Consider the following 25883-nt stretch of genomic DNA (forward strand, 5'->3'; position numbering starts at 1 on the left):
AACATCGAATGAAAGCCAGCAAGACCCCTGCTCCTCCCAAGCGCCGCCAGGCCGAAGACCAGCCACTGATCGACGACATCCGGCTCCTGGGCCGGATCCTCGGCGATGTGATCCGGGAGCAGGAAGGAGACGAGACCTATGCGTTGGTGGAGAAGATCCGCACCCTGTCGGTGGCCTTTCGCCGCGACGCCGACCAAGCGGCCGACCGTGCGCTGAAAAACCTGCTCAAGGGCCTGAGCGCCGCCGAGACGGTGCGCGTGATCCGCGCCTTCACCTACTTCAGCCACCTGGCCAACCTTGCGGAAGACCGCCACCAGATCCGCCGCCGCACCGAGGCCGATCGCGAAGGCGTGCTGGCCGATGGCGACCTGCAGACTGCGCTCGCCCGCATCCGCAAGGCCGGCGTGAAGCCCGACGAGATCGTCGCCTCGCTCGCCCACAGCTACGTCTCGCCCGTGCTCACCGCGCACCCGACCGAAGTGCAGCGCAAGAGCATCCTGGATGCCGAGCGCGCCATTGCCTTGCTGCTCACCACACGCGACGAAATCAAGCTGCGCCAGAACGCCTATGCGGGCGGAAAGGACGCGCTCTCGCCCCTCGAGCTTGCCGAGAACGAAACGCAGATGCGCACGCGCGTCACGCAGATCTGGCAGACGCGCCTGCTGCGCTTCTCCAAGCTCACCGTGGCCGATGAAATCGAGAATGCGCTGAGCTACTACGAAGCCACGTTCCTGCGCGAGATTCCACGCGTGTACGCCGACCTCGAAAAGGCCCTGGTGCAAGGCGGCCACACGCCCTCGGTCGCGCCCTTCCTTCGCATGGGCCAGTGGATCGGCGGCGACCGCGACGGCAACCCCAACGTCACCGCCGAGACGCTCGAATACGCCCTCGGACGCCAGTGCGAACTGGCGCTGCGCCACTACCTCACCGAGGTGCACTACCTGGGCGGCGAGCTCTCGCTCTCGGCCACGCTGGTCGATGTGTCGGTCGAGATGCAGGCGCTGGCCGAGCGCTCGCCCGACACCAGCGAGCACCGCAAGGACGAGCCCTACCGCCGCGCGCTCACCGGCGTGTATGCGCGCCTGGCGGCCACGCTGCGCGAGCTCACCGGCGGCGAAGCTGCACGCCACGCCGTCGCGCCGCAGAACCCGTACGCGAAGGCCGAGGAATTCCTCGCCGACCTGCGGACCGTGGAAGAGTCGCTCGACGAAAAGCACGGCAGCGTGCTCGCGGCGCAACGCCTTCGGCCGCTGATCCGCGCGGTGGAGGTATTCGGCTTCCATCTCGCCACCGTCGACCTGCGCCAGAGCTCCGACAAGCACGAGGCGGTGATCGCCGAACTGCTGGCCACCGCACGCATCGAGCCCTCGTATGCGTCGCTCGCCGAGGAGGCCAAGCAGACGCTGCTGCTCAGGCTGCTGGACGATGCGCGCCCCTTGCGCGTGCCCGACGCCGACTACTCGCCGCTCGCCAGGAGCGAGCTGGCCATCTTCGCCGCCGCCCGCACCGCGCGTGCGCGCTATGGCGCAGCGGCGATCCGCCACTACATCATCAGCCACACCGAAACGGTGAGCGACCTGCTCGAAGCGCTGCTGCTGCAAAAGGAAGTGGGGCTCCTGCGCGGCGCGATGGCCACCAACGCGGTGTGCGACCTGATCGTGGTGCCGCTGTTCGAGACCATCGAAGACCTGCGCAACGCCGCGCCCATCGTGCGCGCCTTCTACGCGCTGCCGAACATCCAGGCGCTCATCGAGCGCTCGGGCGCCGAGCAGGACGTGATGCTCGGCTACAGCGACAGCAACAAGGACGGCGGCATCTTCACCAGCAACTGGGAGCTGTACCGCGCGGGCATCGCGCTGGTGTCGCTCTTCGACGAGCTCAACAAGAAGAAGGCCAACCCCATCCGGCTGCGCATGTTCCATGGCCGCGGCGGCACGGTGGGACGCGGCGGCGGCCCGAGCTACCAGGCGATCCTCGCGCAGCCGCCGGGCACGGTGCGCGGCCAGATCCGCCTCACGGAGCAAGGCGAAGTCATCGGCTCGAAGTACGCCAACCGCGAGATCGGCCGGCGCAACCTCGAGACGCTGGTGGCCGCCACGCTGGAGGCCACGCTGCTGCCGCAGGGCAAGTCGGCCCCCGCCGCCTTCCTCTCGGCTGCGGGCGAACTCTCGTCCGCGAGCATGGCTGCATACCGCAAGCTGGTGTACGAGACCCCGGGCTTCGGCGACTACTTCTTCGGCTCCACGCCGATCCGCGAAATCGCCGAGCTCAACATCGGCTCGCGCCCGGCATCCCGCAACCCGAGCCACAAGATCGACGACCTGCGCGCGGTGCCCTGGAGCTTCAGTTGGGGCCAGTGCCGGCTCACGATTCCGGGCTGGTTCGGCTTCGGCTCGGGCGTGGAGCAGTTCCTCGCCTCGGCCGGCAACGCCGCTGGCAAGAAGGAGCGCGTGGCGCTGCTGCAGCGCATGTACGCGCAGTGGCCGTTCTTTCGCACGCTGCTCTCGAACATGGACATGGTGCTCGCCAAGAGCGACCTGGCGCTCGCCTCGCGCTACGCCGAGCTCGTGACCGACCGCAAGCTGCGCCAGAAGGTGTTCTCGATGATCGATGCCGAATGGCACCGCACCTCTGATGCGCTCACGCTCATCACGGGCGCCAGGCAGCGGCTCGAAGGCAATGCCGAGATGCAGCGCTCGGTGCGGCACCGCTTTCCGTACATCGATCCGCTGCATCACCTGCAGGTCGAATTGATGCGCCGCTACCGAGCGGGCGACGGCGGCGAGCGGCTGCAGCGCGGCATCCACATCTCGATCAACGGTGTGGCGGCGGGCCTGCGCAACACGGGCTGACTTTTTTTAGGCGTCGAGCACCAAGACAGAGGGCGCCTTGTGCGCCCTCTCCTACATCCACAGTCGCCAATGAGGAACCCGTAAGGTCATTTAAAAGAGTACGGTCGGACACGTTCACAGTTCTCGCAATCGCGCGGCAGCTCGAAGTCGTTTCACAGGAGCCCGTTGCATGTCAGTCCCGCAGTCCCTTACCCATTCGCAAGTCGATTTCGTCAGCGACGATTTCGAAGCCTTGGCTTCCCACATGCGCCACTGCGCGCGTGCCCACGGGCGATGGTTCTCGGTGCGAAGCCACATGCAACGTGTGCGCGCACTCGCTGCGGGCCGCATCGTCACGATGGCCTGCATGGCCGTGGTCCTCGTCATCGGTCTCTTCTCGATCGCTTGAGCGCCGCAGCCGTCGTCGACCGCCTCCAGGGGCTCAGTCACTACGCCCGGACCCTGCTTCTGGGTCCGCATGACCCCGTAGCCCTTCCGATCCGCGCCGAACTCTTCGGTGCCCAACGTTTCGAGCAGCACGGCCACAGCCTCGCGCGCGCGCAGGTGGTGGAAGACGACCGCCGCCGCGCTGGCGAAGTCGCGCCTTTCTTTCCGCGCGTCGACGAGAACCTCGAGTCCCTGCGCGCCGCATTCGACTACATCGCGCGGATCTCGCAGAGCGGCCGCTACGTGTCGCCGGCGGCCGAATGGCTGCTCGACAACTTCCACCTGGTCGAGGCGCAGCTCCAGCAGATCCACGATGGCGTGCCGCGCAGCTACTACGCGCGCCTGCCCAAGCTGGCCACGCCGCCGCTCGCGGGCCTGCCGCGCGTGTACGGCATCGCGTGGGCCTATGTGGCGCACACCGACAGCGTGCTCAACAAGACGCTGTTCACCGCCTTCCTCAACGCCTACCAGGACATCGACGAACTCACGCTCGGCGAACTCTGGGCGCTGCCCACCACCCTGCGCGTGGTGCTGCTGGAAAACCTGCGCCGCGTGGCCGAGAGCATTGCCGAGAACAAGGTCGCGCGCGAGATCGCGCATGCCGCCTGGGATGCCGCGCCGCATCTGTCCGCGCAGGATCTCGACGTGCTCTACCGCGCGCTGCAGAGCCACGGCCTTCAGGACAACTACCTCACGCAGCTCTGGCAGCGCCTGCCGGTCGAGCACGGCGAGAACATGCCGGCGCTGGTGCGCTGGACCGAGCAGCACTGCCCCAACGGCCCGGCGCTGATCAACGACGCGCAGAACGCCCAGGCCGCGGCCAACCTCACGGTGGGCAACATCATCACCACGCTGCGCATGATCGGCCAGGTCGAGTGGAGCGACCTGATCGAGCCGGTGAGCCGGTCGCTGCGCGTGCTGCGCGAACTGCCCAGCTTCGCGAGCGAGAGCGAGAGCACGCGCCAGCAGATCACGCACGCCATGGAGCGCGTGGCGCGCGACACCGAGCAGCCCGAGCGCGAAGTGGCCGAGGCCGTCGTGCGCATGGCCGCAAGCGCGCCGGCCGACGATGCCGCGGCCGAGACCGACCGTGCCGACGGCACCGCCGGCTACTACCTTTTCGGCCAGGGGCGCCCTGCGCTGATCGCCGCGCTGGAGTCCGATGGCAAGGCGGGCGGCAATGGCCGCGCGATTCCCATCCAACCTGCGCGCAGCCATCGAAGCTGGCGTTTGCCGGCCTATCTCTCGTCCGTGGCCGTGGGCACCGCATTGCTGCTGTTCGCCGTGGTGCATGGCCTCGCGCACCGCGGCGACTGGACCACCGTGGCCGCGCTCGTGCTGCTCGCGTGGCCCCTCTCGGAAGCGCTGATCGCGCTGGCGCAGCGGATCATGGCCGAGTCGGTGCGCGTGCAGGCGCTGCCGCGGCTGGACTTCGCGGCCGGCATTCCCGAGCGGCACCGTGCGCTCGTCGTCATTCCCACGCTGCTGACCTCGGCCGCGAACAACGCGCAGCTCGCGCACCGCCTCGAGCTGCACTGGCTCGCCAACCGCGAGCAGCACGCGCAGTTCGCCCTCCTGACCGACTGGGCCGACGCCCGGCAAGCCTCGCTGCCCGAAGACGCGCCGCTGCTGGACGACGCCATCCGGCACATCGCCGCACTCAACGCGAAATACCCCACAGCCGACGGCGCAGCGCCTCGCTTCCTCGTGCTGCACCGCCCGCGCACCTGGAGCGACACCGAAGAACGCTGGATGGGCTGGGAGCGCAAGCGCGGCAAGCTGGAGATGCTGGTGCGCCTGCTCGCGACCGGCGATGCCGGCGGCTTCCTGCCGCTCGCGCCGGGCCAGCAACTGGCCGCAGGGCGCACGCCCTATGTGCTGACGCTCGACAGCGACACGGGCCTGCCGCCCGGCGCGCTGCGCGACCTGGTGTCGATCGCAGCGCACCCGCTCAACGCGCCCGAAGTCGATGCAGAAAGCCGCCGCGTCGTCGCGGGCTTCGGCATCCTGCAGCCGCGCATCGTCACGCCCTTTCCGATGCGCAACGAGCGCTCGCCCTACCACTGGATGTTCGCCGGGCAGTGCGGGCTCGACCCCTACGGCAGCGGCGCCTCCGACATCTACCAGGACGTGTTCGGCAGCGGCTCCTTCACCGGCAAGGGCCTCCTGAACGTGCGCGCAGTGCACGCCACGCTCAACGACCGCCTTCCCGACAGCGCGGTGCTCAGCCACGACCTGCTCGAAGGCACGGTCGCGCGCTGCGCGATGGTGAGCGACGTGGTGCTGGTCGAAGACCATCCGCACCACGCCGGCGTGGCCGCCTCGCGCGTGCACCGCTGGGTGCGCGGCGACTGGCAGCTGCTGCCGCTGATGTGGCGCGCCCGGCGTTTCGGCATCGACGCGCTGGGGCTCTGGAAGATGGCCGACAACCTGCGCCGCTCGCAGGTGGTGCCGGCTTCTTTCGCGCTATTGGTGCTGGTGATCTTCACGCAGGCCATGCCGCTCGGCTGGGCGCTGGCGGCCGTCGGCTCGGCGCTCACGCTCGGGCCGCTGCTCGGCGCGCTCGCCGGGCTGGTGCCCACGCGGCGCGCGATCGAGCTGCGCCATTTCTTCGACGTGGGCGCGGTCGAACTGCTGCGCGCCATGGCTGGCGCGGCCTGGCAGTTCGTGCAGCTCGCGGCGCAGACGCGCCTCCTGCTCGACGCTGCCTTTCTCGCGACGTGGCGGCTGGTCGTGAGCCGCAAGCACCTGTTGCAGTGGACCACCGCCGCGCAGGCGCAGGCGCAGTCCAGCCAGCAGTTGCTGCCGTTCCTGCGCAGCGGTGCACTGAGCAGCGCAATCTGTATTGCGCTCGCGGTGGCGGCGCACTGGAGCGCGTACCCGGTGATCGGCCCGCTGCTGTTCGTCGTCTGGGCGCTCGCGCCCGTCGCCGCGTGGTGGAGCAGCCGTGTCGATGCCCAGGTGCCCGATCCGCTGAGCGCCGATCAGCGCAGCTACCTCGAGAAGCTCGCGCACGACACCTGGATGTTCTTCGAGCGCGTGGTCGGCCCCGACGACAACCACCTGCCGCCCGACAACCTGCAGCTGGAGCCGCAGCCCACCATTGCCCATCGCACCTCGCCGACCAACATCGGCATGTACCTGCTGGCGGCGTGCTGCGCGCGCGAGTTCCGCTGGATCGACACGGCCGCACTGCTCGCGCGCATCACCGCCACGCTCGACACTGTCGATCGCATGCAGAAGCACCAGGGCCACCTCTTCAACTGGTACGACACGCAGACGCTCAGGCCGCTGCCGCCGGACTACGTCTCCAGCGTCGACAGCGGCAACTTCGCGGGCCACCTCGTGGCAGTGGCGCAGGCCTGCCGCGCCTTTTCGGCCGAGGGCTGCGAAAGCCACGAGGCACCCGCACTCGAAGCGCTCGCGCAGCGCTGCGACGCACTGCACGCCGGCATGGATTTCAGCGGCCTCTACGACGCCAAGCGCCACCTCTTCCACATCGGCCTGCGCGTGGAGGAGAACGTGCTGGACGCGAGCTACTACGACCTGCTGGCCTCCGAGTCGCGCCTCTTGAGCTTCCTGGCGATCGCCAAGGGCGACGTGCCGCGCCGCCACTGGATGGCGCTTGGCCGGCCGTTCCTGCTGGTGGGCTTCGAGCCGAGCCTGAAGTCGTGGTCGGGCTCGATGTTCGAGTACCTCATGCCCGCGCTCGTGATGTCCGAGCCCGAAGACGGCCTGCTGCAGGTGGCCAACACCGCCGCCATTGCCGAGCAGCAGGCCTTCGGCCGCGCGCAGAACCTGCCCTGGGGCGTTTCGGAGTCGGCCTACTTCGCGCAGGACCACTCGCTCGCCTACCAGTATTCGCCCTTCGGGGTGCCCCGCCTCGCGCTGCGCCGCACGCCGCCCACCGACCGTGTGGTGGCGCCCTATGCAAGCGTGATGGCCGCGGTGCTGGCGCCGGCAGCGGCGGTGGCCAATCTCGAACGGCTCGAATCGCTCGGCGCGCGCGGCGAATTCGGCTTTCACGACGCGGTGGACTTCACCACCACGCGCCAGGCCGAGGGGCAGGACTTCACCGTGGTGCGCAACTTCATGGCGCACCACCAGGGCATGTCGCTGGTGGCGCTGTGCAACGTGCTGTGCGCCGACGGGCCGCGCCGCTGGTTCGGCAGCGCCGCGCTGGTGCAGGCGCACGAGTCGCTGCTGCACGAGCGCACGCCGCGGCAGATCATCGGCAGCGCCGATCCGCGCACGCCGCCCGAGCCCAGCCAGACCGAACTGGCGCCGCTGTTCCAGCCGCGCCTGGTCGATCCGATGGCCGCCGGCTTCCAGCCCACGCACCTGCTCTCGAACGGCCGCTACACGGTCGCGCTGCGCGCCAACGGCGCGGGCGTGAGCCGATGGCGCTCGTTCAACGTGACGCGCTGGCGCGACGACCCGCTGCGCGACAGCCACGGCACCTTCTTCTACATCCGCGACGAAGGGCAGCGCGAGCTCACCTCGCTCACCGCCCTGCCCGCGCCCGGCGCCGACTGGCTCTACCGCACCCGCTTTCTGGCCGACCAGGTGCAGTTCGATGCGGCCGGCCCCGGCCTGCAGGTGCGCACCACGGTCCTCATCAGCCCCGAGGACGACACCGAGCTGCGCAACATCTCGCTGCACAACTCGGGCGAGGAGACGCGCACGCTCGAACTCGTCTCGTACTTCGAGCCGGTGCTCTCGAACCCCAAGGCCGACGAGGCGCATCCGGCCTTCGCGAACCTGTTCGTCGAGTCGCGCTGGGAGCCCGCTTGGCGCGCGCTCCTCATGTCGCGCAAGCCCCGGCTGCACGGCGACCCGGTGGTGGCGGCGGCGCACTTCGTCGCTTCGGTCGATGCGCACGTGCTCTCGATCGACTGCATGACCGACCGGCGCGCCTTCATCGGCCGCAACCGCTCGCTCGCGAGCCCCGCGCTCGATGCGCAGCCGCTGCAGGTCAACGGCACGCCGGTGAACGGCCTGGACCCGATCGCGTGCCTGCGCGTGCGCCTGTCGATCGCGCCGGGCGCCACCGCGCGCCTGAGCTTCGCGACCGCGGCCGACGAGAGCATCGAGGCGCTGATGCCCAGCATCGACCGCTACCTGCAGCCGATGCACGTGGAGCGCGCCACGCGCATGGCCGCCACGCTGGCGCAGGTGCGGCTGCGCGACCTGAGCATCGCGCCCGCGCAGAACCTCGCGCTGCAGGACCTGACGACCATCCTCACCTACACCACGCCGCGCGTGATGAAGGACCGCGGGCTCATCGACCTGCGGCAGATCTGGCGCTTCGGCATCTCGGGCGACAAGCCCATCGTGCTGGTCTACATCCACTCGATGAACGGCATGGGGCTCATCAACACGCTGTTGCGCGCGCAACCGTGGTGGGGGTTCGGCGGCGTGGCCTGCGACCTGGTGGTGCTCAACAGCGAGCCCAACTCCTACCTGATGCCGCTGCAGCGCGAGATCGAGACGCTGCGCACCCGCGTGCAGCAGCAGACCCAGAACAGTTTTCCACGCAACGACACGGCCGGCTTCTACCTGTTGCGCGACCACGAGGTGGCGCCGTCGGAAAAGGCCGCGCTCTCCACGCTCGCACGGGTCGTGTTCACGGCCGACGGGCGCGCCCTGGAAGTGCAGGTGGCCGCGCTGCACGAAGCGCGCAGCCCGACGATTGCCGACGACAGCAGCGCGCCGGTGCCGCAGCGCACGCCCTTGCTGATGCGCTCGGCCGCGGCCCACTCGGCCCAACCTGCGACGCTGCCGATGACGGCGCCCGCCGGCCGCTTCGATGCGGAGAGCGGCGAGTTCCGATTCGACGTCGACATGGACAACCGCACGCCGCGCCCCTGGATCAACGTGATCGCCAATTCGAACTTCGGCTTCCAGGTGTCCGAGTGGGGCACGGGCTTCACCTGGGCCGGCAACAGCCGCATGCACCAGGTCACGCCGTGGTCGAACGACCCGGTGCAGGACCCGTCGTTCGAGCACTACCTGCTGCAGGACCTGGCCACGCGCGAGCTGCTGCCGCTCACGCCGGCCGGCCAGGGCGTGAGCGGTTCGGAAGCCGTGCGCCACCGCGTGCGGCACGGCCAGGGGTACTCGGTTTTCGAATGCCGGCTGCGCAACCTGACGCTCAAGACCACCTTCTTCGCGGACCGCGACGATGCCGTGAAGCTCGTGCACGTGCGCGTGCACAACGAGGGCGCCGGCGCGCGGCGTCTGCGCGCGCTCGGCATGGTCGAGTGGCAGATGGGTGCGGCGCGCGGCGAGCGGCGCACCGTGCATTGCTGGAAGCCCGAAGACCAGCCGGCGGTGTTCGGCCAGCAGCGCGAATCGGGCGGCGGCTTCGGCGGCAGCACGGCCTTTTTGTTGCTCGCCGGCTTGTCAGGGGCTACGCAATGGACCTGCGACCGCAACGAGTTCTTCGCTGGCCACGGCATCGTCGAGGTGCCCGAGACACTGGCGCGGCGAGCGGGCAGCGGGCTCGATGCCTGCGCGGCCATCGGCGGCGAATTCATCGTCGGTGCCGGCGAGACCGCGGAATTCACCTTCGTGCTCGGCCATGCCGACACCGCAGAGGCGGCGCTCGACCTGGCACATAGCTGGCGGCAGCGCGACGTGCCTGATGCCTTCGCACAGGTGCGCAGCTTCTGGGACGAGCTGCTGGGCCGCCTTGCGGTGCGCACCCCCGATCCGCTGTTCGACGCGATGGTCAACCGCTGGCTCATCTACCAGACGCTGGCCTGCCGGCTCTGGTCGAAGGCCGGCTTCTACCAGGCGGGCGGCGCTTTCGGCTTTCGCGACCAGCTGCAGGACGCGATGGCCTTCGCGCTCACCGATCCGGCACGGCTGCGCGAGCAGATTTTGGTCAACGCCGCGCGCCAGTTCCCCGAGGGCGACGTGCAGCATTGGTGGCACATGCCCGGCGGCGCGGGCGTGCGCACGCATTTCTCGGACGATCTGCTGTGGCTGCCGTTCGCGACGGCCCACTACGTCGAGGTGACCGGCGATGCCTCGCTGCTCGACCAGGTGGTCGGCTTCATCGAAGGCCCCGCGATTCCCGACGGCGCCGAAGACGCCTACTACGCACCGCAGAACAACGGCCAAACGGCCACCGTGTTCGACCACGGCGCACGCGCCATCGACCGGAGCCTCAAGACCGGCGTGCACGGCCTGCCGCTCATGGGCACGGGCGACTGGAACGACGGCATGAACCGCGTGGGCAACGAGGGCCGCGGCGAATCGGTGTGGCTCGCGTGGTTCCTGTGCAGCGTGGTGGCGCACTACGCGCCGATCGCAGAGGCGCGCGGCGAGCACGAGCGCGCTGCACGCTGGACCGAGGCGCGCCGAGGCTGGATCGCCGCGCTGCACGGTGCGGGCTGGGACGGCGCATGGTTCCGCCGCGCCTTCTTCGACAACGGAGCGCCGCTGGGCTCGTCGACCAACGACGAGTGCCGCATCGACCTGATCGCGCAGGCGTGGTCGGTGCTCTCGGGTGCATCGGACGAGGCGCACACTGGCCCGGCGATGGCCGCCATCAAGAAGCACCTGCACGACGAACCGGCGGGCCTGCTGCGCCTGTTGACGCCGCCCTTCGCGCACTCGACCAACAACCCGGGCTACATCCAGGCGTATCCGCCGGGCGTGCGCGAGAACGGCGGGCAGTATTCGCACGGCGCGGTGTGGGCGCTGATGGCGCAGGCGCTGCAGGGCGACCACGAGGCGGCATGGCAGAGCTTCGAGGGGCTGAGCCCGGCGCACCGCGCGGCGAATCCGGAGCGCGGGCCGGCCTACGAACTGGAGCCCTACGTGATGGCGGGCGACATCTACGGTGCAGCGCCGTACGTGGGCCGGGGCGGCTGGAGCTGGTACACCGGCTCGGCGGCGTGGCTGCACCGCGCCTCGGTCGAGACGCTGCTGGGGCTGAGCGTGAAGGGCAGGCAGCTCTCGCTGACGCCGCACGTGCCCGCGCACTGGCCGGGTTTCGAGATCGCACTGCGGCTGGGTGGACGCCACCTCACGCTGCAATGGGGCGCGCCGGAGGTCGCTGCGACCCCCACGCACCATGTGGCGGTCGGTGAATGGGTCGACTGGCAGGCACTGCCGGCGGATGCGGTGCTGCGGGTGGGTTAAGGTCCGCGGGCCCATTCATCCGCACATCCATGACCAAGATCCAGTTCCGCCGCAAGCTCATCGTCATCATCCTGCTGTGCGTGGCGGTCACCGGCGCGGTGGTGCGGCACTACGCGGAGCGCGGCACCACCACGCGCGACATCGCCACGCTGCTGATGGTGCTGTGGGTGCCGATCATCGGCAACGTGATCGCGTGGCTCATCGGCAAGCTGCCGCGCCGCGCGCCGCCGCCCGAGCCCGTGACCTTCGATGCGCTGGGCGCGTTCACGCCGCATCTGCAGGTCGCGCTCACGCTGCGTCCGCCGGCACTGCCGGTGCACGACGTGCCGCTCGGCGCCGGGGAATACCGCGGCGCGCTGGTGATCGACAACGAAGGTTTTTCCGCGCGATGGTTCGTGCCGCACGGCGAAGTGCTCGAGCGCGGGAAGGCGCATGCGCTCGACATCGAGTTCCTGGCACCGGAGCTTGCCAGGCCCCGCTTTGCGCAAGGTGCGGGCTTTCGCGTGCTGGTCGGCGACTCGTTCATTGCCGACGGCCGGGTGCTGCAGACGCGGTAGCAGGTGGTGGCGTGGTGGCGATAGCCGCCACGGCGAGCGGGCCGGCAGCCACGGCGTTGAGAAAAGGGCCGATTGTTAGCCCAGGGGAAACTGACTACTGCCGTGGGGCCCCTTTGTCGCGAGGGCTTGCGCTTTCACACTCCCTGGACTCCCGCAACAAGCATCGGCCCGCGCCTGGCCCATGCGCCCCAGGACCCCTCTCATGATGAATGCACCCAGCAGCACCCCCTGCGTCGACGACCTGTCGCCGGCATCCGGGCTGGTCAAGACGACCCGCTCGGCCTGGCTCGCGGTCGGCTCCATTGCCGTCGGCACCTTCGCGATGGTCTCGACGGAGTTCATGCCCATCGGCCTTCTCACCGACATCGCGCGCGGCCTGAACGTGTCCGACGGCACGGCCGGCCTCATGGTCACCATGCCCGGCGTGCTCGCCGCCTTCGCCGGGCCGGCGCTGATCGTCGCGTCGGGCAAGCTCGACCGGCGCACCGTGCTGATCGCCCTCACCACCCTGCTGATCGCCTCGAACCTGCTCGCCGCGTTTGCACCCAACTTCGCCACGATGCTCGTCGCGCGCCTGCTGCTCGGCCTGTGCGTGGGCGGCTTCTGGACCTTTGCACCGGCTGCCGCCACGCAACTGGTGCCCGACGCCTCGAAGGCACGCGCCATGTCGCTGGTGCTGGCCGGCGTGTCGGCCGCCACGGTGCTCGGCGTGCCCGCGGGCTCGTTCCTCGGCACGCTCTTCGGCTGGCGTGCTTCGTTCGCGGTGACCGGTGCGCTCGCCGCGTTCGTGCTGGTGGTGCAGCTGTGGCTCTTGCCCGCGATCCCGCCGGTGCGCGCCATCGGTGCGCGCGACCTGCTCACGCCGCTCACGCGCCGCATGGCGCAGGTCGGGTTGCTCGCGGTGCTGTTCTTCATCGCCGGCCACTTCGCGGCCTACACCTACCTGAAGCCGCTGCTGCAGCAGGTGTTCGGCCTGGAGCCCAACGCGGTGTCGACGCTGCTGCTGGTCTACGGCGCGGTCGGCTTCATCGGCACCTTCGTCGGCGGCAGCCTGGTGGCGCGCAGCGTGCGCGGCACCACCTTGCTGGCGGCGCTGATGCTGGCCACGGCGCTGCTGCTGTCCACCATGATCGGCAGCGGCTTCGTGCCCGGCGCGGTGGTGGTCTTCATCTGGGGCGTGGCCTTCGGCCTGATTCCAGTGGCGCTCACCGGCTGGATGATGGAAGCCGTGCCCGACGCACCCGAAGCCGGACAGGCGCTGCTTGTGAGCGGCTTCCAGGTCGCGATCGCCTCGGGCGCGCTCATCGGCGGGCTCACGGTCGACAGTTTCGGCATCTCCAGCGCGATGGTGCTGAGCGGTGTGCTGGTGTTGATCGCCGCACTGATCGTCGGCACGCTGGGCCGTGCGCGCGGCGGGGCGCCGCTGGCGGCCATTCCCGAATAACGCCCGATAGCGCGGGTTCTTCTTTTCTTTTTTATTCCGCCGGGCGGCCGCGCAATGCGTTGGTCGCCCGGCACGCGTCGGTCTCGCGACGCGTTGCCAGCTCGAAGCAGCGCGCATCCGCTTCGCGCAGCGCGGCCTCGAACGAGCGCCGCTCCTGTGCGGCTTCGACCTGATACCCCACAAGCCACGCCAGCGTCACAACCAGCATGACGAGCAGGCCCAGCAGCGCGGCGATCAATGCCATTCGCCAGTTGCTCGGGCTGCGGACGATGCCGGCATCCATGGGCGGTGCGGCGTCGCTCATCGCGGCAGCTCGGGAAATATCCAAACGCTCAATCCGAGGACGACACCTGCGCCCAGCGACACCATGGCCGCTGTCACGAAAAGGGAAGCGACCACGATGTTCTGCATGCGCATGGCCATGGCCAGGAAGGCAGCGGTCGTCATGGCATACAGCAGCAACGGGAGCCACCCCATGCAGGCCGGTCGCAGGTTGGGTGCGGGTGGCTCGTCCGGATTCATGTCCGGCAGGAACGGGTTAAGCATGGGGTACTTTTTCTGCTTCGCGCGCGGAAGCGGCATGGGGACGGGTTTTTGCGGTCATGGGGTTCAAGGATCTGCAAGAGATGTCGGGCTCACCCTGCTCGCGAAATCGCCACCGGGTTGCAAGACCGGAAGATAGGCGAAGGCGTTGCCGATCCCCAGGAAGTGGTTCACATACGTCATCGAATTGAAGCCGCAGCCTCAGATTTGATGCGCAGTTGTTCACTATTTCACGCCAGTGCTCGGGGAGCCCCCGATCGACTAGCGCGACTGTGTTGCATTTGTATCCGACGAGACAAATCTCACAAAAGCGCGCTTAAACGTTAGCAAACGACGTCATTCATCGAAAACGCTCGAAATGGCGCGCAAAAGTTAACGGATGAAAACAACTAGCTGCTCCTAGACTCGCGCCTCGGAATTTTGATAACAAAGTTAACAGGGACGGCAAGACGCCGAGCGACGCGCACAACGCTTCGCCGGCGGCGCACACGCACGGCTGCGAAGGCGATATCGCAGCGAATCGGGCAGCCCCCTCACGACATGTCATCTCGATCCGCCGCGCGATTGAGACGGGAATGCATGCATCACCCTGACCGTCGCCTCCTGGAATTACTCAACGAAACTGGTTATGAATAAAAATTACCGCTCCATCTGGAACGAATCGCTTGGCGCCTGGGTGGCCGTCGCGGAAATTTTCAGCGCCAGGGGCAAGCCCGCTGCAAGCCTGTGCAGCAGCAGTGCGCGCCCCGCCCGGAAGAAATTCCGGCTTGCAGCCCTCTCGAGCGCGGCATTCGCCGCCTGCCTCGGATTGATGAGCCTGCCCGCGGCGGCTGGCTACGGCATCTTCATCAACGACGGCACCGACAACGGCTGCCTGTGGACCTTCGATACCCAGGGCCTCTCGCCCATCGGCCTGTACTCGGGCACGACGGCGCCGAGCGCTGCGAATTCCGGCGGCAACAACACGGCGGGCGGCGTGTACGGCGGCGCGAACGGCGGCGTCCCCACCAATGCGGCGATAGGAACTGCGGACACCCGGTGCGTGACGACCGACAAGTCGACGCAGACCAACCGCGCCCTCTTCTACGGCCCCAGCAGCGGCGTGGGCGCGAATTCGCTGAGCATTGGCGGCGACCTCTTCGTCAATTCGGGCAACCTGGGCCTGGGCGGCGGGACCACCACGAACGCGATGCGCATCGGCAGCACGGCCACGCTGGGAGGGACGTCCGGAAACCGCGCGCTGGCGATCGGGGCCGGAACCAACCCGACCAGGGCCACCGGCGATGACGCCATCGCCATCGGCACCAGCGCCAATGCCCTGTCGGGCGGCGCCGTGGCTGTCGGACTGAACAGCTTTGCAAGCGGCTCCAACACGACGGCCATCGGCACCGGCGCCAGGGCGAACGGCGGCGGCGCGACCGCCTTCGGCAACAACGCCAATGGCGCCTTCGGCAACGACATGGCCTTTGGCACGAATGCGCTGGCCATCGGCGATGCCAGCGGCCTGGCCCCTTCCACGGCGTTCGGCAATTCGGCCAATGCCACGGGCAGCGGCTCCACGGCATTCGGCACGATTGCGACGGCCACCGGCGCGACATCCGCAGCGTTCGGCTATGCCGCAACGGCCAGCAACACCAATGCGCTGGCGCTGGGCACCAACGCGAGCGCCTCCGGGAATCGCAGCGTCGCGGTCGGCTCCGGCGCCAATTCCAGCGGTGATTTTTCCTCGGCCATCGGTCGCACGGCTAATGCATCGGGAGCTGGGGCCACAGCGCTGGGAACGAATGCCAACGGCGGCGCGTCGGCCGCCGCGGCCGATTCGATTGCCATCGGCGGCCAATCCACCGTTGTTTCCGCAGCGACTTCGGGCGTCGCGATCGGCCTGGGCGCCAATTCCAGCGTGGCCGGATCGGTGGCACTGGGCTCGGGCGCTACCACCACCGCCACGGCATCGGGCAAGACCGGAGGCACCGGCACGGTCAGCAATGCCACGATCGGCGCAACGACCTTCGGCACGTTCGCGGGCGCCAACTCCTCGGCAGGCGTGGTGAGCGTCGGGGCACCTGGCGCAGAGCGGCGCATCCAGAACGTTGCAGCGGGCCTGGTGGGCGCTGCCAGCACCGACGCAATCAACGGCAGCCAGCTCTACACCGTGGCCAGCACGCTGAGCAGCGGCATCTCCAGCCTGTCGACCTCGACTTCGACAGGCCTGAGCACAGCTACCAGCAGCATCAGCAGCCTCTCGACTTCCACGTCGACGGGCCTGAGCACTGCCACCAGCGGCATCTCGAGCCTGTCCACCGGCCTGAGCACCACCAACAGCACGGTCGCCAGCCTGTCGACAGGCCTGAGCACTTCGGCGAGCGGAATCGTCAGTTTGTCGACCTCCACGTCGACGGGCCTGAGCACGACCAACAGCAGCGTGGCAAGCCTGTCGACCTCCACATCGAGCGGCTTGAGCACTGCCACCAGCGGCATCAGCAGCTTGTCGACTTCGACTTCCACGGGTTTGAGCACTGCGACCAGCGGAATTGGCAGCCTGTCCACAGGGCTGAGCACGACCAACAGCGGCCTTGCGAGCCTTTCGACCTCCACGTCGACGGGCCTGAGCACTGCGAACAGCAGCATCTCAAGCCTGTCCACCGGATTGAGCACGACCAACAGCAGCGTGAGCAGCCTGTCCACCTCGACATCGACCGGCCTCAGCACCGCGACCAGCAGTATCGGTAGCCTCTCGACTTCGACCTCCACGGGCCTGAGCACTGCGACCAGCGGCATCGGCAGCCTCTCGACCGGCTTGAGCACGACCAACAGCGGTCTGGCGAGCCTGTCCACCTCCACGTCCAGCGGCCTGAGCACGGCCACGAGCAGCATCGGCAGCCTCTCCACCGGCCTGAGCACGGCTACCAGCGGTGTCTCGAGCCTGTCCACCGGATTGAGCACGACCAACAGCAGCGTGAACAGCTTGTCGACTTCGACCTCCACGGGTCTGAGCACAGCGGCCAGCAACATCGGCAGTCTGTCCACCGGGCTTAGCACCACGGACAGCAACCTAGCCAGCCTTTCGACCTCGACTTCCACGGGTCTCAGCACCGCGACCAGCAGCGTCAGCAGCCTCTCGACGTCCACGTCGACGGGCCTGAGCACTGCTACAAGCAGCATCGGCAGCTTGTCCACGGGCCTGAGCACGACGGACAGCAGCCTGGCCAGCTTGTCCACCTCGACCTCCACAGGCCTGAGCACCGCCACCAGCGGTATCTCGAGCCTGTCCACAGGCCTGAGCACCACCAACAGCAGCGTCAGCAGCCTCTCGACATCCACGTCGATCGGATTGAGCACAGCGACCAGCGGTATCTCCAGCCTCTCAACCGGACTGAGCACGACCAACAGCAGCGTCAGCAGCCTCTCGACGTCTACCTCGACTGGTCTGAGTACCGCCACGAGCAGCATCGGCAGCCTATCGACAGGCTTGAGCACGACGGACAGCAATCTGGCCAGCTTGTCGACGTCGACCTCCACGGGTCTGAGCACAGCGACCAGCGGCATCTCCAGCCTCTCCACAGGCCTGAGCACCACCAACAGCAGCGTCAGCAGCCTGTCCACCGGGCTGAGTACGACCACGAGCAGCATCGGCAGTCTGTCCTCCGGCTTGAGCACGACGGACAGCAATCTCGCGAGCCTCTCGACCTCGACCTCTACGGGCCTGAGCACCGCCACGAGCGGTGTCTCGAGCCTGTCCACTGGCTTGAGCACGACCAACAGCAGCGTGAGCAGCCTGTCGACCTCGACCTCTAGCGGCCTCAGCACCGCGACAAGCAGCATCGGTAGCTTGTCCACCGGCCTGAGCACCACGGACAGCAATCTCGCCAGCCTCTCGACCTCGACCTCCACCGGCCTGAGCACCGCAACGAGCGGTATCTCCAGCCTGTCCACAGGCCTGAGCACGACCAACAGCAGCATCAGCAGCCTGTCGACATCGACATCGAGCGGATTGAGCACGGCCACCAGCAGCATCAGCAGCTTGTCAACTTCGACCTCCACGGGCCTGAGCACTGCGACCAGCAGCATCAGCAGCCTGTCGACCGGGCTGAGCACCACGGACAGCAACTTGGCCAGCCTGTCGACTTCGACGTCCACGGGCCTGAGCACGGCCACGAGCGGCATCTCGAGCCTGTCCACAGGCCTGAGCTCGACCAACAGCAGCGTGAGCAGCCTGTCCAGTTCGACGTCCACCGGTCTGAGCACCGCGACCAGCAGCATCGGCAGCCTCTCGACCTCCACATCGACGGGTCTGAGCACCGCCACGAGCGGCATCTCCAGCCTGTCCACGGGCCTGAGCACGACCAACCTGAACGTCAGCAACCTGAGCACGACGGTCAGCACGATCTACAACACCGGCACGAAGTACTTCCACGCCAACTCGACGGCGGCGGATTCGCAGGCCATCGGCCAGGAGTCGGTGGCGATCGGGCCGCAGTCGGTGTCCAGCGGCGCCAACTCCTTCGCCGCCGGCAACGGCGCGAAGGCGACAGCCGACGGTGCGGTGGCCATCGGCTTCGGCGCACAGGCCACGGGGACCGACGCCATCGCGATCGGCTCCGGCGCACTGGCGACCGGCTCGCAGGCCATCGGCGCCAACGCCCGCTCAGGCAGCGGCGGCGTGGCGCTGGGCGACAACGCGGATGCGGGCGGCACGCCGCTGAGCCAGGCGCAGAACGTCTCCAAGGGCACGGCCATCGGCTTCGGTGCGGTGGTGCAGCAAAGCGGCGGTGTCGCGCTGGGTTCCGGCTCGGTGGCGTCGACCGCGGCAGGCGTGGCCGGCTACGTGCCTGCCAACGCGGCTGCGCAGCAGGCGGCGGCAGTCAACGCCACCACAAGCACGCAGGCTGCGGTGTCGGTGGGTAATGCGGCCAGCGGACAGTTCCGCCAGATCACCGGCGTGGCAGCGGGCACGGCCGACAGCGACGCCACCAACGTCGCGCAACTGCGGGCCAGCGCCAGCGCGGTGGCCGCGGGCAGCGTGCAGTACGCGACCAACCCGGACGGCTCGGTCAACTACGGCCAGGTCAACATGGGCAACGGCCAGGCGCCCAACGGCACGCGCATCTCGAACGTGGCGCCGGGTGTGGCGCCGACGGATGCGGTCAACCTGGGGCAGCTGACGGCCGCACAGAACCAGCTGCAAGGCCAGATCGGCAGCACGCAGCGCATTGCCTATTCGGGCGTGGCCATGGCCACCGCGATGAGTTCGCTGCCGCAGGCGATGACGCCGGGCAAGACGCTGCTGGCGGTCGGGGTGGGCAACTACTCGGGCTACAGCGCGATGGCTGTCGGCTTCTCCTCGCGCTCGGACAACGGCAAGTGGGTCTACAAAGTCAACGGCGGCTACAGCGGCACCAAGTTCAACATCGGCGTGGGCGTGGGCTATGAGTTCGATTGAGCACCGGTTCGCACCGCGGGCCGCTGCCGGCGGCGGCAACACCCGCGGCCGCCAGCCAACAGAACGAGGTCGCGCCACAGGATGACGGAGAGTTCGCGCAGCCCGTTGTCACTGGCACTTCTGGATGAAAAAGATTCGCACTGCGCCGCGGTGCAGGACAGTCTGCGAGCGACCAACCACCGGGTGGCCTCGTTTGCCGGCATCGCCGAACTGCTCGCCGCAATGGGCCGTGGGGAGCACTTCGACCTGCTGCTGCTCGCATCGCAAGACGAGCTGACGCACACCAGCCTGCGCGCAGCATGCGAGGTGCTGGGCCTGGCGATCCTTGTCATTCCGCAAGGCGGCGCCTGGAAGGGCCTGCCCTTGTGGCGCGAGGAACTGGCGCGTCGGATACCCGCCGTCCTGGAAGGCGGCGCACCTGCGTTGCGGACAACGATGTCCGGGGAGCTGGTGCGGGGCGCCTATCGCCTCGTCGATGAATCGAGCGTGGTGTTTCTTCGGGATCGCGAGGTCCGTCTCTCCAGGCAGTCCTTCGCCTTCGCGTCGGCGCTGTTTCAGAACGTCGACCGCGTGCTGACGCGGGAGTGGCTTTGGAACTCGATCTGGAAGGCGCCAACCGGACGCTCGGTGGGCCGGGTGATCGACGTGTGCGCGGCGGGCGTGCGCAAGAAGCTGGCGCTCGAGGCCGCGAACGGGTACGTGCTGCGCTCGATCTACGGCACGGGCTACCAGCTCGCGAGCGTTCCGGCGCGGCATGTCCACCCGGCGGGCGAAGCGCACATGCAGGCGCGTACCCGCTAGCGGCGCGACTTCCCCGTCGCCACGATCGCATCGAGCACCACGCGCAGCGCCTTGTTGACCGGCTTGTCCCGCCGCATGACGACGGCCAGCGTGCGGTGCATGCGCGGCGCGAGGCGGCTGGTCTTCAGGTCGGGGTGGGCGCCGCGCCCCGTCGTCGCCATGCGCGGCACGATGCCGTAGCCCAGCCCCGCGGCCACCATCACCTTCATCGCCTCGACGCTGCCCAGTTCCATGACGGGCTGCGGCTGCAGGCCTTCGGCGGCGAACCAGCGGTCGACCAGCTTGCGCGTGTTGGCCGCGGGCTCGAACAGCACCAGCGGCAACGCAGCCAGATCGGCCGGAGTCACGCGCGCCTTCAGGGGCGCGAGGTCGCTGCGGCCGATGGCGACGAACTCGTCGTCGAGCACCGGCACGACGCTCAACGAACGGCCCGCAGCGGGCAGCGTGACCAGCGCGAGGTCGATGCTGTTCTCCTCGACCTTGCGCACATGGTCTTCGGTGTTGCCGGTGCTCACCACGATGCCGAGCGCCGGGAATTCTTCCCGCAGCGCACGCAGCACGGCCGGCAGGAAATGCAGGCACGCCGTGGCACCGGTGCCCAGGCGCACCCGGCCCGTCACGCCGCTCGCGTGATCGGCCAGGGCGTCGATGGCGTTGTCCACTGCGGTCTCGATGTGGTGCGCATGGCGCAGCAGCTCCATGCCGGCTGGCGTGGCACGGGCGCGCTTGCCGACGCGTTCGATGAGGCGCACCGCAAGCCTGCGCTCGAGCTGGCGCACCTGCAGGCTGATGGCCGGCTGCGTGAGGCCGAGCCGGTCGGCCGCGGCCGAGAAGCTGCCGGTTTCGATCACCAGGCCGAAGGACTTGAGCTGGTCCAGGTTGAGCGTCTTTTCCAAAGTATTCCTTATGCCTTGCATAGATCATCGAAGCTTCACTTATCGATGGCGGATGGTCAAGATCCGGGGCATGCCTTCACAAACCCTCGTTTCCTCCACCATCGACATCCTCGATGCCGCGCCTCGCCACATGGCCGCGGTGCAGGCCATCTACAGCCACTACGTGCAGCACGACCTGTGCTCCTTCGAGGAAGAAGTGCCCTCCGTCGAGCAGATGCAGGCCCGCCGCACCGAGGTGCTGCGCCGGGGCCTTCCCTACCTCGTCGCGCTGAAGGAAGGCCAGGTGGTCGGCTACGCCTATGCGAGCCCCTACCGCGCCCGCTCCGCCTACCGCCACACGGTGGAAGACTCGATCTACGTCGCGGAGGGCCTGCACGGCCACGGCATCGGACGCGCGCTGCTGCAGGCGGTGATCGCGCGTTGCACCGACAGCGGCTTCACGCAGATGGTGGCGGTGGTTGGCAACAGCGCCAACGCCGGTTCGCAGCGCCTGCACGAAAGCCTCGGCTTCGAGACCGTGGGCGTGCTGCGCAACGTCGGCTTCAAGTTCGGGCAGTGGGTCGATACCGTGCTGATGCAGCGCGCCCTGCGCTGAGCCCCCGCACCCGGGCGCTCAGCCGGCCTCGTCCTCGGACCACTCGGGGCTGTAGCCGCCGAGCGTCGGGTGGTACATCTCGTCCCCCGAATGCTGGGTGAACTCGACGTTCAGGCGGTCTTCGCGCAGCCCCAGGATCTCGATGCTATCGGCGCACAAGGCTTTCGCAACTTCGAGCCGCAACTCGGCAGAGCGGCCTCGGCGGATGTCGCACATGAGCACCGACACCTCGACAGGCTCCCCGTCCACGATGCGCCAGACGCCGCCCTCGCCCACCTCGCGGATCGCGACGCTGATGCGGCGGATGTCGACGCTCATCATCTCCGCATAGGTTTCGCAGAGCTTGCGCGCGAGGCGCTTCTTGTCGGCCACTTCATGGCGGCCGTTCACATCGAGTTGGAGGTATGGCATGTCCGGCACCTTACGGAAAACCGATTCCCATCGGTCCCGCGCAGGCATTCAGGTTTCGATTTGCCACCGGAAGACCATCCCCCGTCTAATACGGCCCATGGCCAAGAGACGAAGCCTCAAACAAGACACCTGCCCGATGGCGCGCTCGCTCGACATCGTGGGCGACCAGTGGTCGCTGCTCATCATCCGCGACGCGTTCGACGGCATGAAGCGCTTCGGCGAATTCCAGCAGAGCTTGGGCGTGGCGAAGAACATCCTTGCGGACCGGCTGAAAAACCTCGTGCAGGAGGGCGTCCTTGCGCTCGCGCCCGCGTCCGACGGCACGACGTACCAGGCGTACGTTCTCACGCCCAAGGGCAACGGCCTCTTCCCGGTGGTGGTGGGCTTGAGGCACTGGGGCGAGCAGCACCTATACGGCAAGGGCGAGGCCCACTCGGTGCTGCTGGAGCGCGACAGCGGCAAGCCGGTGCGCAAGCTCGAGCTGCGCACCCACGACGGCAAGCCGCTCGATGCGGCCGCGACGTACGTCAAGAAGCTGCCTGCGAAGGCAAAGGCAGCGCGAAAGAAAGCCCCGGCGGGCTGAGCGCGCCTACTCGCCCAGCAGCTCGCCGATCGGCTGCAGGTCTTCCACCCGGTCGCAGATGGCCTTGATCACCATCGTGATCGGGATCCCCAGCAGCAACCCCCAGATGCCCCAGAGCCAGCCCCAGAAGATCACACCCACGAACACCGCCACCGGGTTCATGCGGCTGGTGCGGCTGGTGAGCCAGGGCATCAGCAGGTTGCCGATGACCGTGTGGATGGCCAGCGACACACCGCCCACCAGGATGCCCATCTGCAGGCTGTTGAACTGCAAGAAGGCCACCAGCCCCGCAGCCACCAGCACGATCACCGAGCCGATGTAGGGAATGAGGTTGGTCACGGCCGCGATGATTCCCCAGACGGCCGCGTTCTCCACGCCGATGACCCAGAACGCGAGGCCGGTCGTCACGCCCACCACCACGCTCACCAGGATCTGCACCAGCAGGTAGCGCTCGATGTTGCGCGTGATGTCGTCCAGCACATGCACCGTGACCTTCTTCTTCTGCAGGCTCGAGCCGGTAATCTTGATGAGCTTGCGCCGAAAAGTGTCGCCCGAGCACAGCGCGAAATAGGTAAGGAAGGCCACCAGCGTGAACTGCCCGAGCGCGCTCAGGAGGCCCACCGTGCCGCTGAGCAGGTAGTCGCGCACGTTGAAGCCGGGCCGCTCGATGATGACGCGGGCCACGCCGCGGCGCGAGGCGACGCGCGCGGAGTTTTCCTCGGCGGCTTTTTCCAGCTGCGCGGCGGCCTGCTGCACGCTTTCGAGCGGCGTCGCGCTGGCGCCCTTGTCGCGGCGCATGGCCTGCCCGAGCTTCTGCGCGGCGACCGGCAGCGAATCGACCAGTTGCGATGCGTTGCCCGAGAGCGAGTAGCCGGTCCAGCCGATGCCCCCGAACAAGCCCACCAGGATGAGCGCCGCGCCGATCCAGCGCGGCAGGTGCCAGCGATGCAGCATTTCGACCAGCGGCGAGAGTGCGTAGGTCAGCAGGAGGCTCAGCATCAACGGAATGAACACCGCCTGGCCCCACTGCAGCGCGAACACGCCGGCCAGCACGGCGAGCACCACCAGCGAGGCACTGCGCACGTCGACCGGCATGTGCAGCATCAGGCGCCGGCGCTGGGCGGCAGCGGGCTCCTCCGGTGCGGATGAAGGTGTGGAAGCAGAAGCAGATGGGGAGGCAGGCGCGGGAGGCGCAGGCGTCCGGGGGGCTTCGGCAGCCGCAGGCGCGGGCGCCGGTTGCGGCTGTGGGGTCTCTGCGGGCGGCAGTTTGTCGGGCGCTGGGGGTTTGTGTTCGTCGTTCATCGCGTTTCCTTGAGCACCTCGCGCACGGCGGCGAGTTGGCGCCGCGATACCGCGACGGGTTCGGGAATCGCATCGAGCCGGAGGGCCCAGCCTTCGGCGTCTTCGCCGTCGTCGTATTTCTCTAGCGCGCGTATTGCCGAGCGCGCCACCAGCGCGTTGCGGTGCACGCGCAGGAAGCGGTTCGGATAGCGCTCCTCGAACTCGTTGAGCGAGCCGTCCAGGATGTGGCTGCGCGTGGCAGTGCGCACGGTGAGGTACTTGTATTCGGACTTCAGGTACAGCACCTCGGACAGCGGCACGCGCTCGGCACGGCCGCGGTCCTGGATCAGCACGGTCTCGGGGGCGGCCGGGGCCGCGGCCTGCAACGCGCGGCGCTCCTTCAGGAAGCGCTCGGCCTTCTGCAGCGCCTGCTGCAGCCGCTCGGCGCGCACCGGCTTGGTCAGGTAGTCGACCGCGTCGAGCTCGAAGGCGGTGACCGCGTGCGTCGCATGGGCCGTGACGAACACCACGGCCGGCGCATCGGGCCGGCTGCGCAGCGCGCGCGCCACCTCGATGCCGTCGACGCCGGGCATGTGCACGTCGAGCAGCACCAGGTCGAGGTCCATCGCGGCCAGGTGCTGCTGCGCCTCCGCGCCTTGCGAGGCCTCGGCCACCACTTCGGCGGCGGGCGAGGTGCAATCGCGCAGCAGCGTGCGCATGCGCGAACGCGCCAGGGCTTCGTCGTCGACGATCAGGGTCTTGAGGCTCATGGTGATTCGGCGGGGATCGCGATGCGCACCCGGTAGTTTTTCTGATCCATTCCGGCGCTGAACTGCATCTGCATGTCGTGCAACAGGCGCAGGCGGTCGCGCACGTTGGCCAGGGCGATGCCGTGGCCGCGCGGCAGCGGCTCGTCGGCCCAGCGCAGCGGCGGCAGGCTGTTGACCACTTCGATCACCACCATGCTGCCGCGCCGCTCGGTGCGGATGCGCAGCTTGGCGCCCTCAGGGCTGGGCTCCACGCCGTGCTTGATGGCGTTCTCGACCAACGGCTGCAGAAGCAGCGGCGGCAGGCGCGCATTGCTGGCTGCGGCATCGAGGTCCCAGCGGATGCGCAGCCGGTCGCCGAAGCGCACCTGCTCGATCGCCAGGTAGCGCTCGGCGAGCGCGATCTCGTCGGCCAGCGTGCCCGATTCGCCAGGGTCGGCGAGCGCCTGGCGGAACAGCTCGGCCAGGTCTTCGAGCATGGTCTCGGCCTTGGCCGGCTCCTCGCGCACCAGCGCGATGGCGCTGTTGAGGGTGTTGAACAGAAAGTGGGGGCGGATGCGCGACTGCAGCTCTTCGAGCCGTGCCGTCGTGGCGGCGGGCGTCTGGCCGCGCGCGCGCAGGGCCATCGCGGTCATCACCAGGCCTGCGAAGAGCGCCCCGGCCAGGGCGCTGGCCAGCCACGGTGCGTTGGCCAGCACGCCGGTCAGGCGCAGCAGCCCGCAGCCATAAAGCGATGCGAGCGCGCCGAGCATGGCGCCCGCCGCGTATTGCCACTGGCGCGGCAGCCGCCGCAACTGCTTCTTGAGCCCGCAGGCCGTGACCAGCCACAGCAGCGTGGCGGGCAAGGCGCCGCCGGTGACGGTGGCCGTCTGCACCAGCCATTCGCCGGGCGTAGCGACCACGAAAAGCGCGGCGATGGCCACCACCACCTCGACGAACACCACCGTGCGCAGCACCACACCGATCTGGCACGCATCGAACAGCGAAGGTGCGCCGCGCAGGGGGGCGCGAGCCCTTTCCGACGGCGTCGGGGACGTGGAGCCAGGGCTGGCCGATAAAATCGCCGGGTTGCGCATCGCAGACATCACAGATACATCGGGTGACCAACCCATTATTGCCTCCTGGACGGCTCC

17 protein-coding genes and 1 pseudogene are annotated in these 25883 nt (G+C 68.5%); 10 read left to right on the forward strand and 8 right to left on the reverse strand.

Annotation, left to right across the window (positions count from 1 at the left end):
- The first annotated feature begins 8 nt into the window (after positions 1 to 8).
- The 5 genes from ppc to RT97_RS07335 all read left to right on the forward strand — a co-directional run bounded on the left by ppc (position 9) and on the right by RT97_RS07335 (position 13433).
- Positions 9 to 2852: a phosphoenolpyruvate carboxylase gene (ppc, locus tag RT97_RS07315; protein WP_042578130.1), complete on the forward strand. Its 2844-nt coding sequence runs from the start codon at positions 9 to 11 to the stop codon at positions 2850 to 2852.
- A 169-nt stretch (positions 2853 to 3021) separates the two neighbouring features.
- Entirely contained in the window at positions 3022 to 3240 is a 219-nt protein-coding gene (locus RT97_RS07320) for a hypothetical protein (protein ID WP_042578131.1), read from the forward strand.
- Positions 3237 to 11432, forward strand: a complete 8196-nt coding sequence (locus RT97_RS07325; protein ID WP_042578132.1) for a GH36-type glycosyl hydrolase domain-containing protein — start codon at positions 3237 to 3239, stop codon at positions 11430 to 11432. The genes RT97_RS07320 and RT97_RS07325 overlap by 4 nt, the downstream gene beginning before the upstream one ends.
- A 29-nt stretch (positions 11433 to 11461) precedes the next feature.
- Positions 11462 to 11989: a hypothetical protein gene (locus RT97_RS07330; RefSeq protein WP_042578133.1), complete on the forward strand. Its 528-nt coding sequence runs from the start codon at positions 11462 to 11464 to the stop codon at positions 11987 to 11989.
- A 202-nt stretch (positions 11990 to 12191) separates the two neighbouring features.
- Entirely contained in the window at positions 12192 to 13433 is a 1242-nt protein-coding gene (locus RT97_RS07335; RefSeq protein WP_080898217.1) for an MFS transporter, read from the forward strand.
- A gap of 31 nt (positions 13434 to 13464) precedes the next feature.
- On the opposite strand, the gene RT97_RS07340 is transcribed toward RT97_RS07335, so the two are convergent.
- On the reverse strand, positions 13465 to 13737 hold the full coding sequence (locus RT97_RS07340) for a general secretion pathway protein GspL (RefSeq protein ID WP_253278172.1): 273 nt from the start codon (positions 13735 to 13737) through the stop codon (positions 13465 to 13467).
- The gene (locus tag RT97_RS07345) at positions 13734 to 13979 is read right to left on the reverse strand and encodes a hypothetical protein (protein WP_042578164.1); all 246 of its coding nucleotides are present in this window, start codon (positions 13977 to 13979) and stop codon (positions 13734 to 13736) included. Before RT97_RS07345 ends, RT97_RS07340 begins: the two co-directional genes overlap by 4 nt.
- 625 nt (positions 13980 to 14604) lie before the next feature.
- On the opposite strand from RT97_RS07345, the pseudogene RT97_RS34190 reads away from it, so the two are divergent.
- Positions 14605 to 14673: pseudogene (locus RT97_RS34190) on the forward strand (ESPR domain-containing protein); the annotation flags it as partial.
- Positions 14674 to 14810: 137 nt separating this feature from the next.
- Here RT97_RS34190 and RT97_RS34110 read toward each other — a convergent pair.
- Complete coding sequence (locus RT97_RS34110) at positions 14811 to 15011, reverse strand: hypothetical protein (RefSeq protein ID WP_367379260.1); 201 nt, start codon at positions 15009 to 15011, stop codon at positions 14811 to 14813.
- Positions 15012 to 15165: 154 nt separating this feature from the next.
- On the opposite strand from RT97_RS34110, the gene RT97_RS32425 reads away from it, so the two are divergent.
- Both RT97_RS32425 and RT97_RS07375 read left to right on the forward strand, forming a co-directional pair.
- On the forward strand, positions 15166 to 19416 hold the full coding sequence (locus RT97_RS32425; RefSeq protein ID WP_367379259.1) for a beta strand repeat-containing protein: 4251 nt from the start codon (positions 15166 to 15168) through the stop codon (positions 19414 to 19416).
- Between the two features lie 81 nt (positions 19417 to 19497).
- A complete protein-coding gene (locus RT97_RS07375) occupies positions 19498 to 20217 on the forward strand; it encodes a winged helix-turn-helix domain-containing protein (protein WP_042578137.1) in 720 nt (239 codons plus the stop codon).
- On the opposite strand, the gene RT97_RS07380 is transcribed toward RT97_RS07375, so the two are convergent.
- On the reverse strand, positions 20214 to 21134 hold the full coding sequence (locus tag RT97_RS07380; RefSeq protein WP_042578138.1) for a LysR family transcriptional regulator: 921 nt from the start codon (positions 21132 to 21134) through the stop codon (positions 20214 to 20216). The two genes, RT97_RS07375 and RT97_RS07380, sit on opposite strands and share 4 nt — an antisense overlap.
- Positions 21135 to 21183: 49 nt before the next feature.
- Here RT97_RS07380 and RT97_RS07385 point away from each other — a divergent pair, with 49 nt between their 5' ends.
- Positions 21184 to 21708, forward strand: coding sequence for a GNAT family N-acetyltransferase (locus tag RT97_RS07385; RefSeq protein WP_042578167.1), 525 nt, complete (start codon positions 21184 to 21186; stop codon positions 21706 to 21708).
- A gap of 18 nt (positions 21709 to 21726) precedes the next feature.
- Here RT97_RS07385 and RT97_RS07390 read toward each other — a convergent pair whose 3' ends face one another.
- A complete protein-coding gene (locus RT97_RS07390) occupies positions 21727 to 22119 on the reverse strand; it encodes a tautomerase family protein (protein ID WP_042578168.1) in 393 nt (130 codons plus the stop codon).
- 97 nt (positions 22120 to 22216) lie between these two features.
- On the opposite strand from RT97_RS07390, the gene RT97_RS07395 reads away from it, so the two are divergent.
- The gene (locus RT97_RS07395) at positions 22217 to 22702 is read left to right on the forward strand and encodes a winged helix-turn-helix transcriptional regulator (protein ID WP_042578139.1); all 486 of its coding nucleotides are present in this window, start codon (positions 22217 to 22219) and stop codon (positions 22700 to 22702) included.
- Positions 22703 to 22708: 6 nt separating this feature from the next.
- On the opposite strand, the gene RT97_RS07400 is transcribed toward RT97_RS07395, so the two are convergent.
- The 3 genes from RT97_RS07400 to RT97_RS07410 are packed head-to-tail and all read right to left on the reverse strand — an operon-like array spanning position 22709 to position 25826.
- Positions 22709 to 24004, reverse strand: coding sequence for an AI-2E family transporter (locus RT97_RS07400; RefSeq protein WP_042578140.1), 1296 nt, complete (start codon positions 24002 to 24004; stop codon positions 22709 to 22711).
- Positions 24001 to 24753, reverse strand: a complete 753-nt coding sequence (locus tag RT97_RS07405) for a LytR/AlgR family response regulator transcription factor (protein WP_042578141.1) — start codon at positions 24751 to 24753, stop codon at positions 24001 to 24003. The genes RT97_RS07400 and RT97_RS07405 overlap by 4 nt, the downstream gene beginning before the upstream one ends.
- A complete protein-coding gene (locus RT97_RS07410) occupies positions 24750 to 25826 on the reverse strand; it encodes a sensor histidine kinase (RefSeq protein WP_042578169.1) in 1077 nt (358 codons plus the stop codon). Before RT97_RS07410 ends, RT97_RS07405 begins: the two co-directional genes overlap by 4 nt.
- Between the last annotated feature and the right edge of the window lie 57 nt (positions 25827 to 25883).

The sequence above is a fragment of the Variovorax paradoxus genome, from assembly GCF_000834655.1.
GTDB classification, from domain to species: Bacteria; Pseudomonadota; Gammaproteobacteria; order Burkholderiales; family Burkholderiaceae_C; genus Variovorax; species Variovorax paradoxus_F.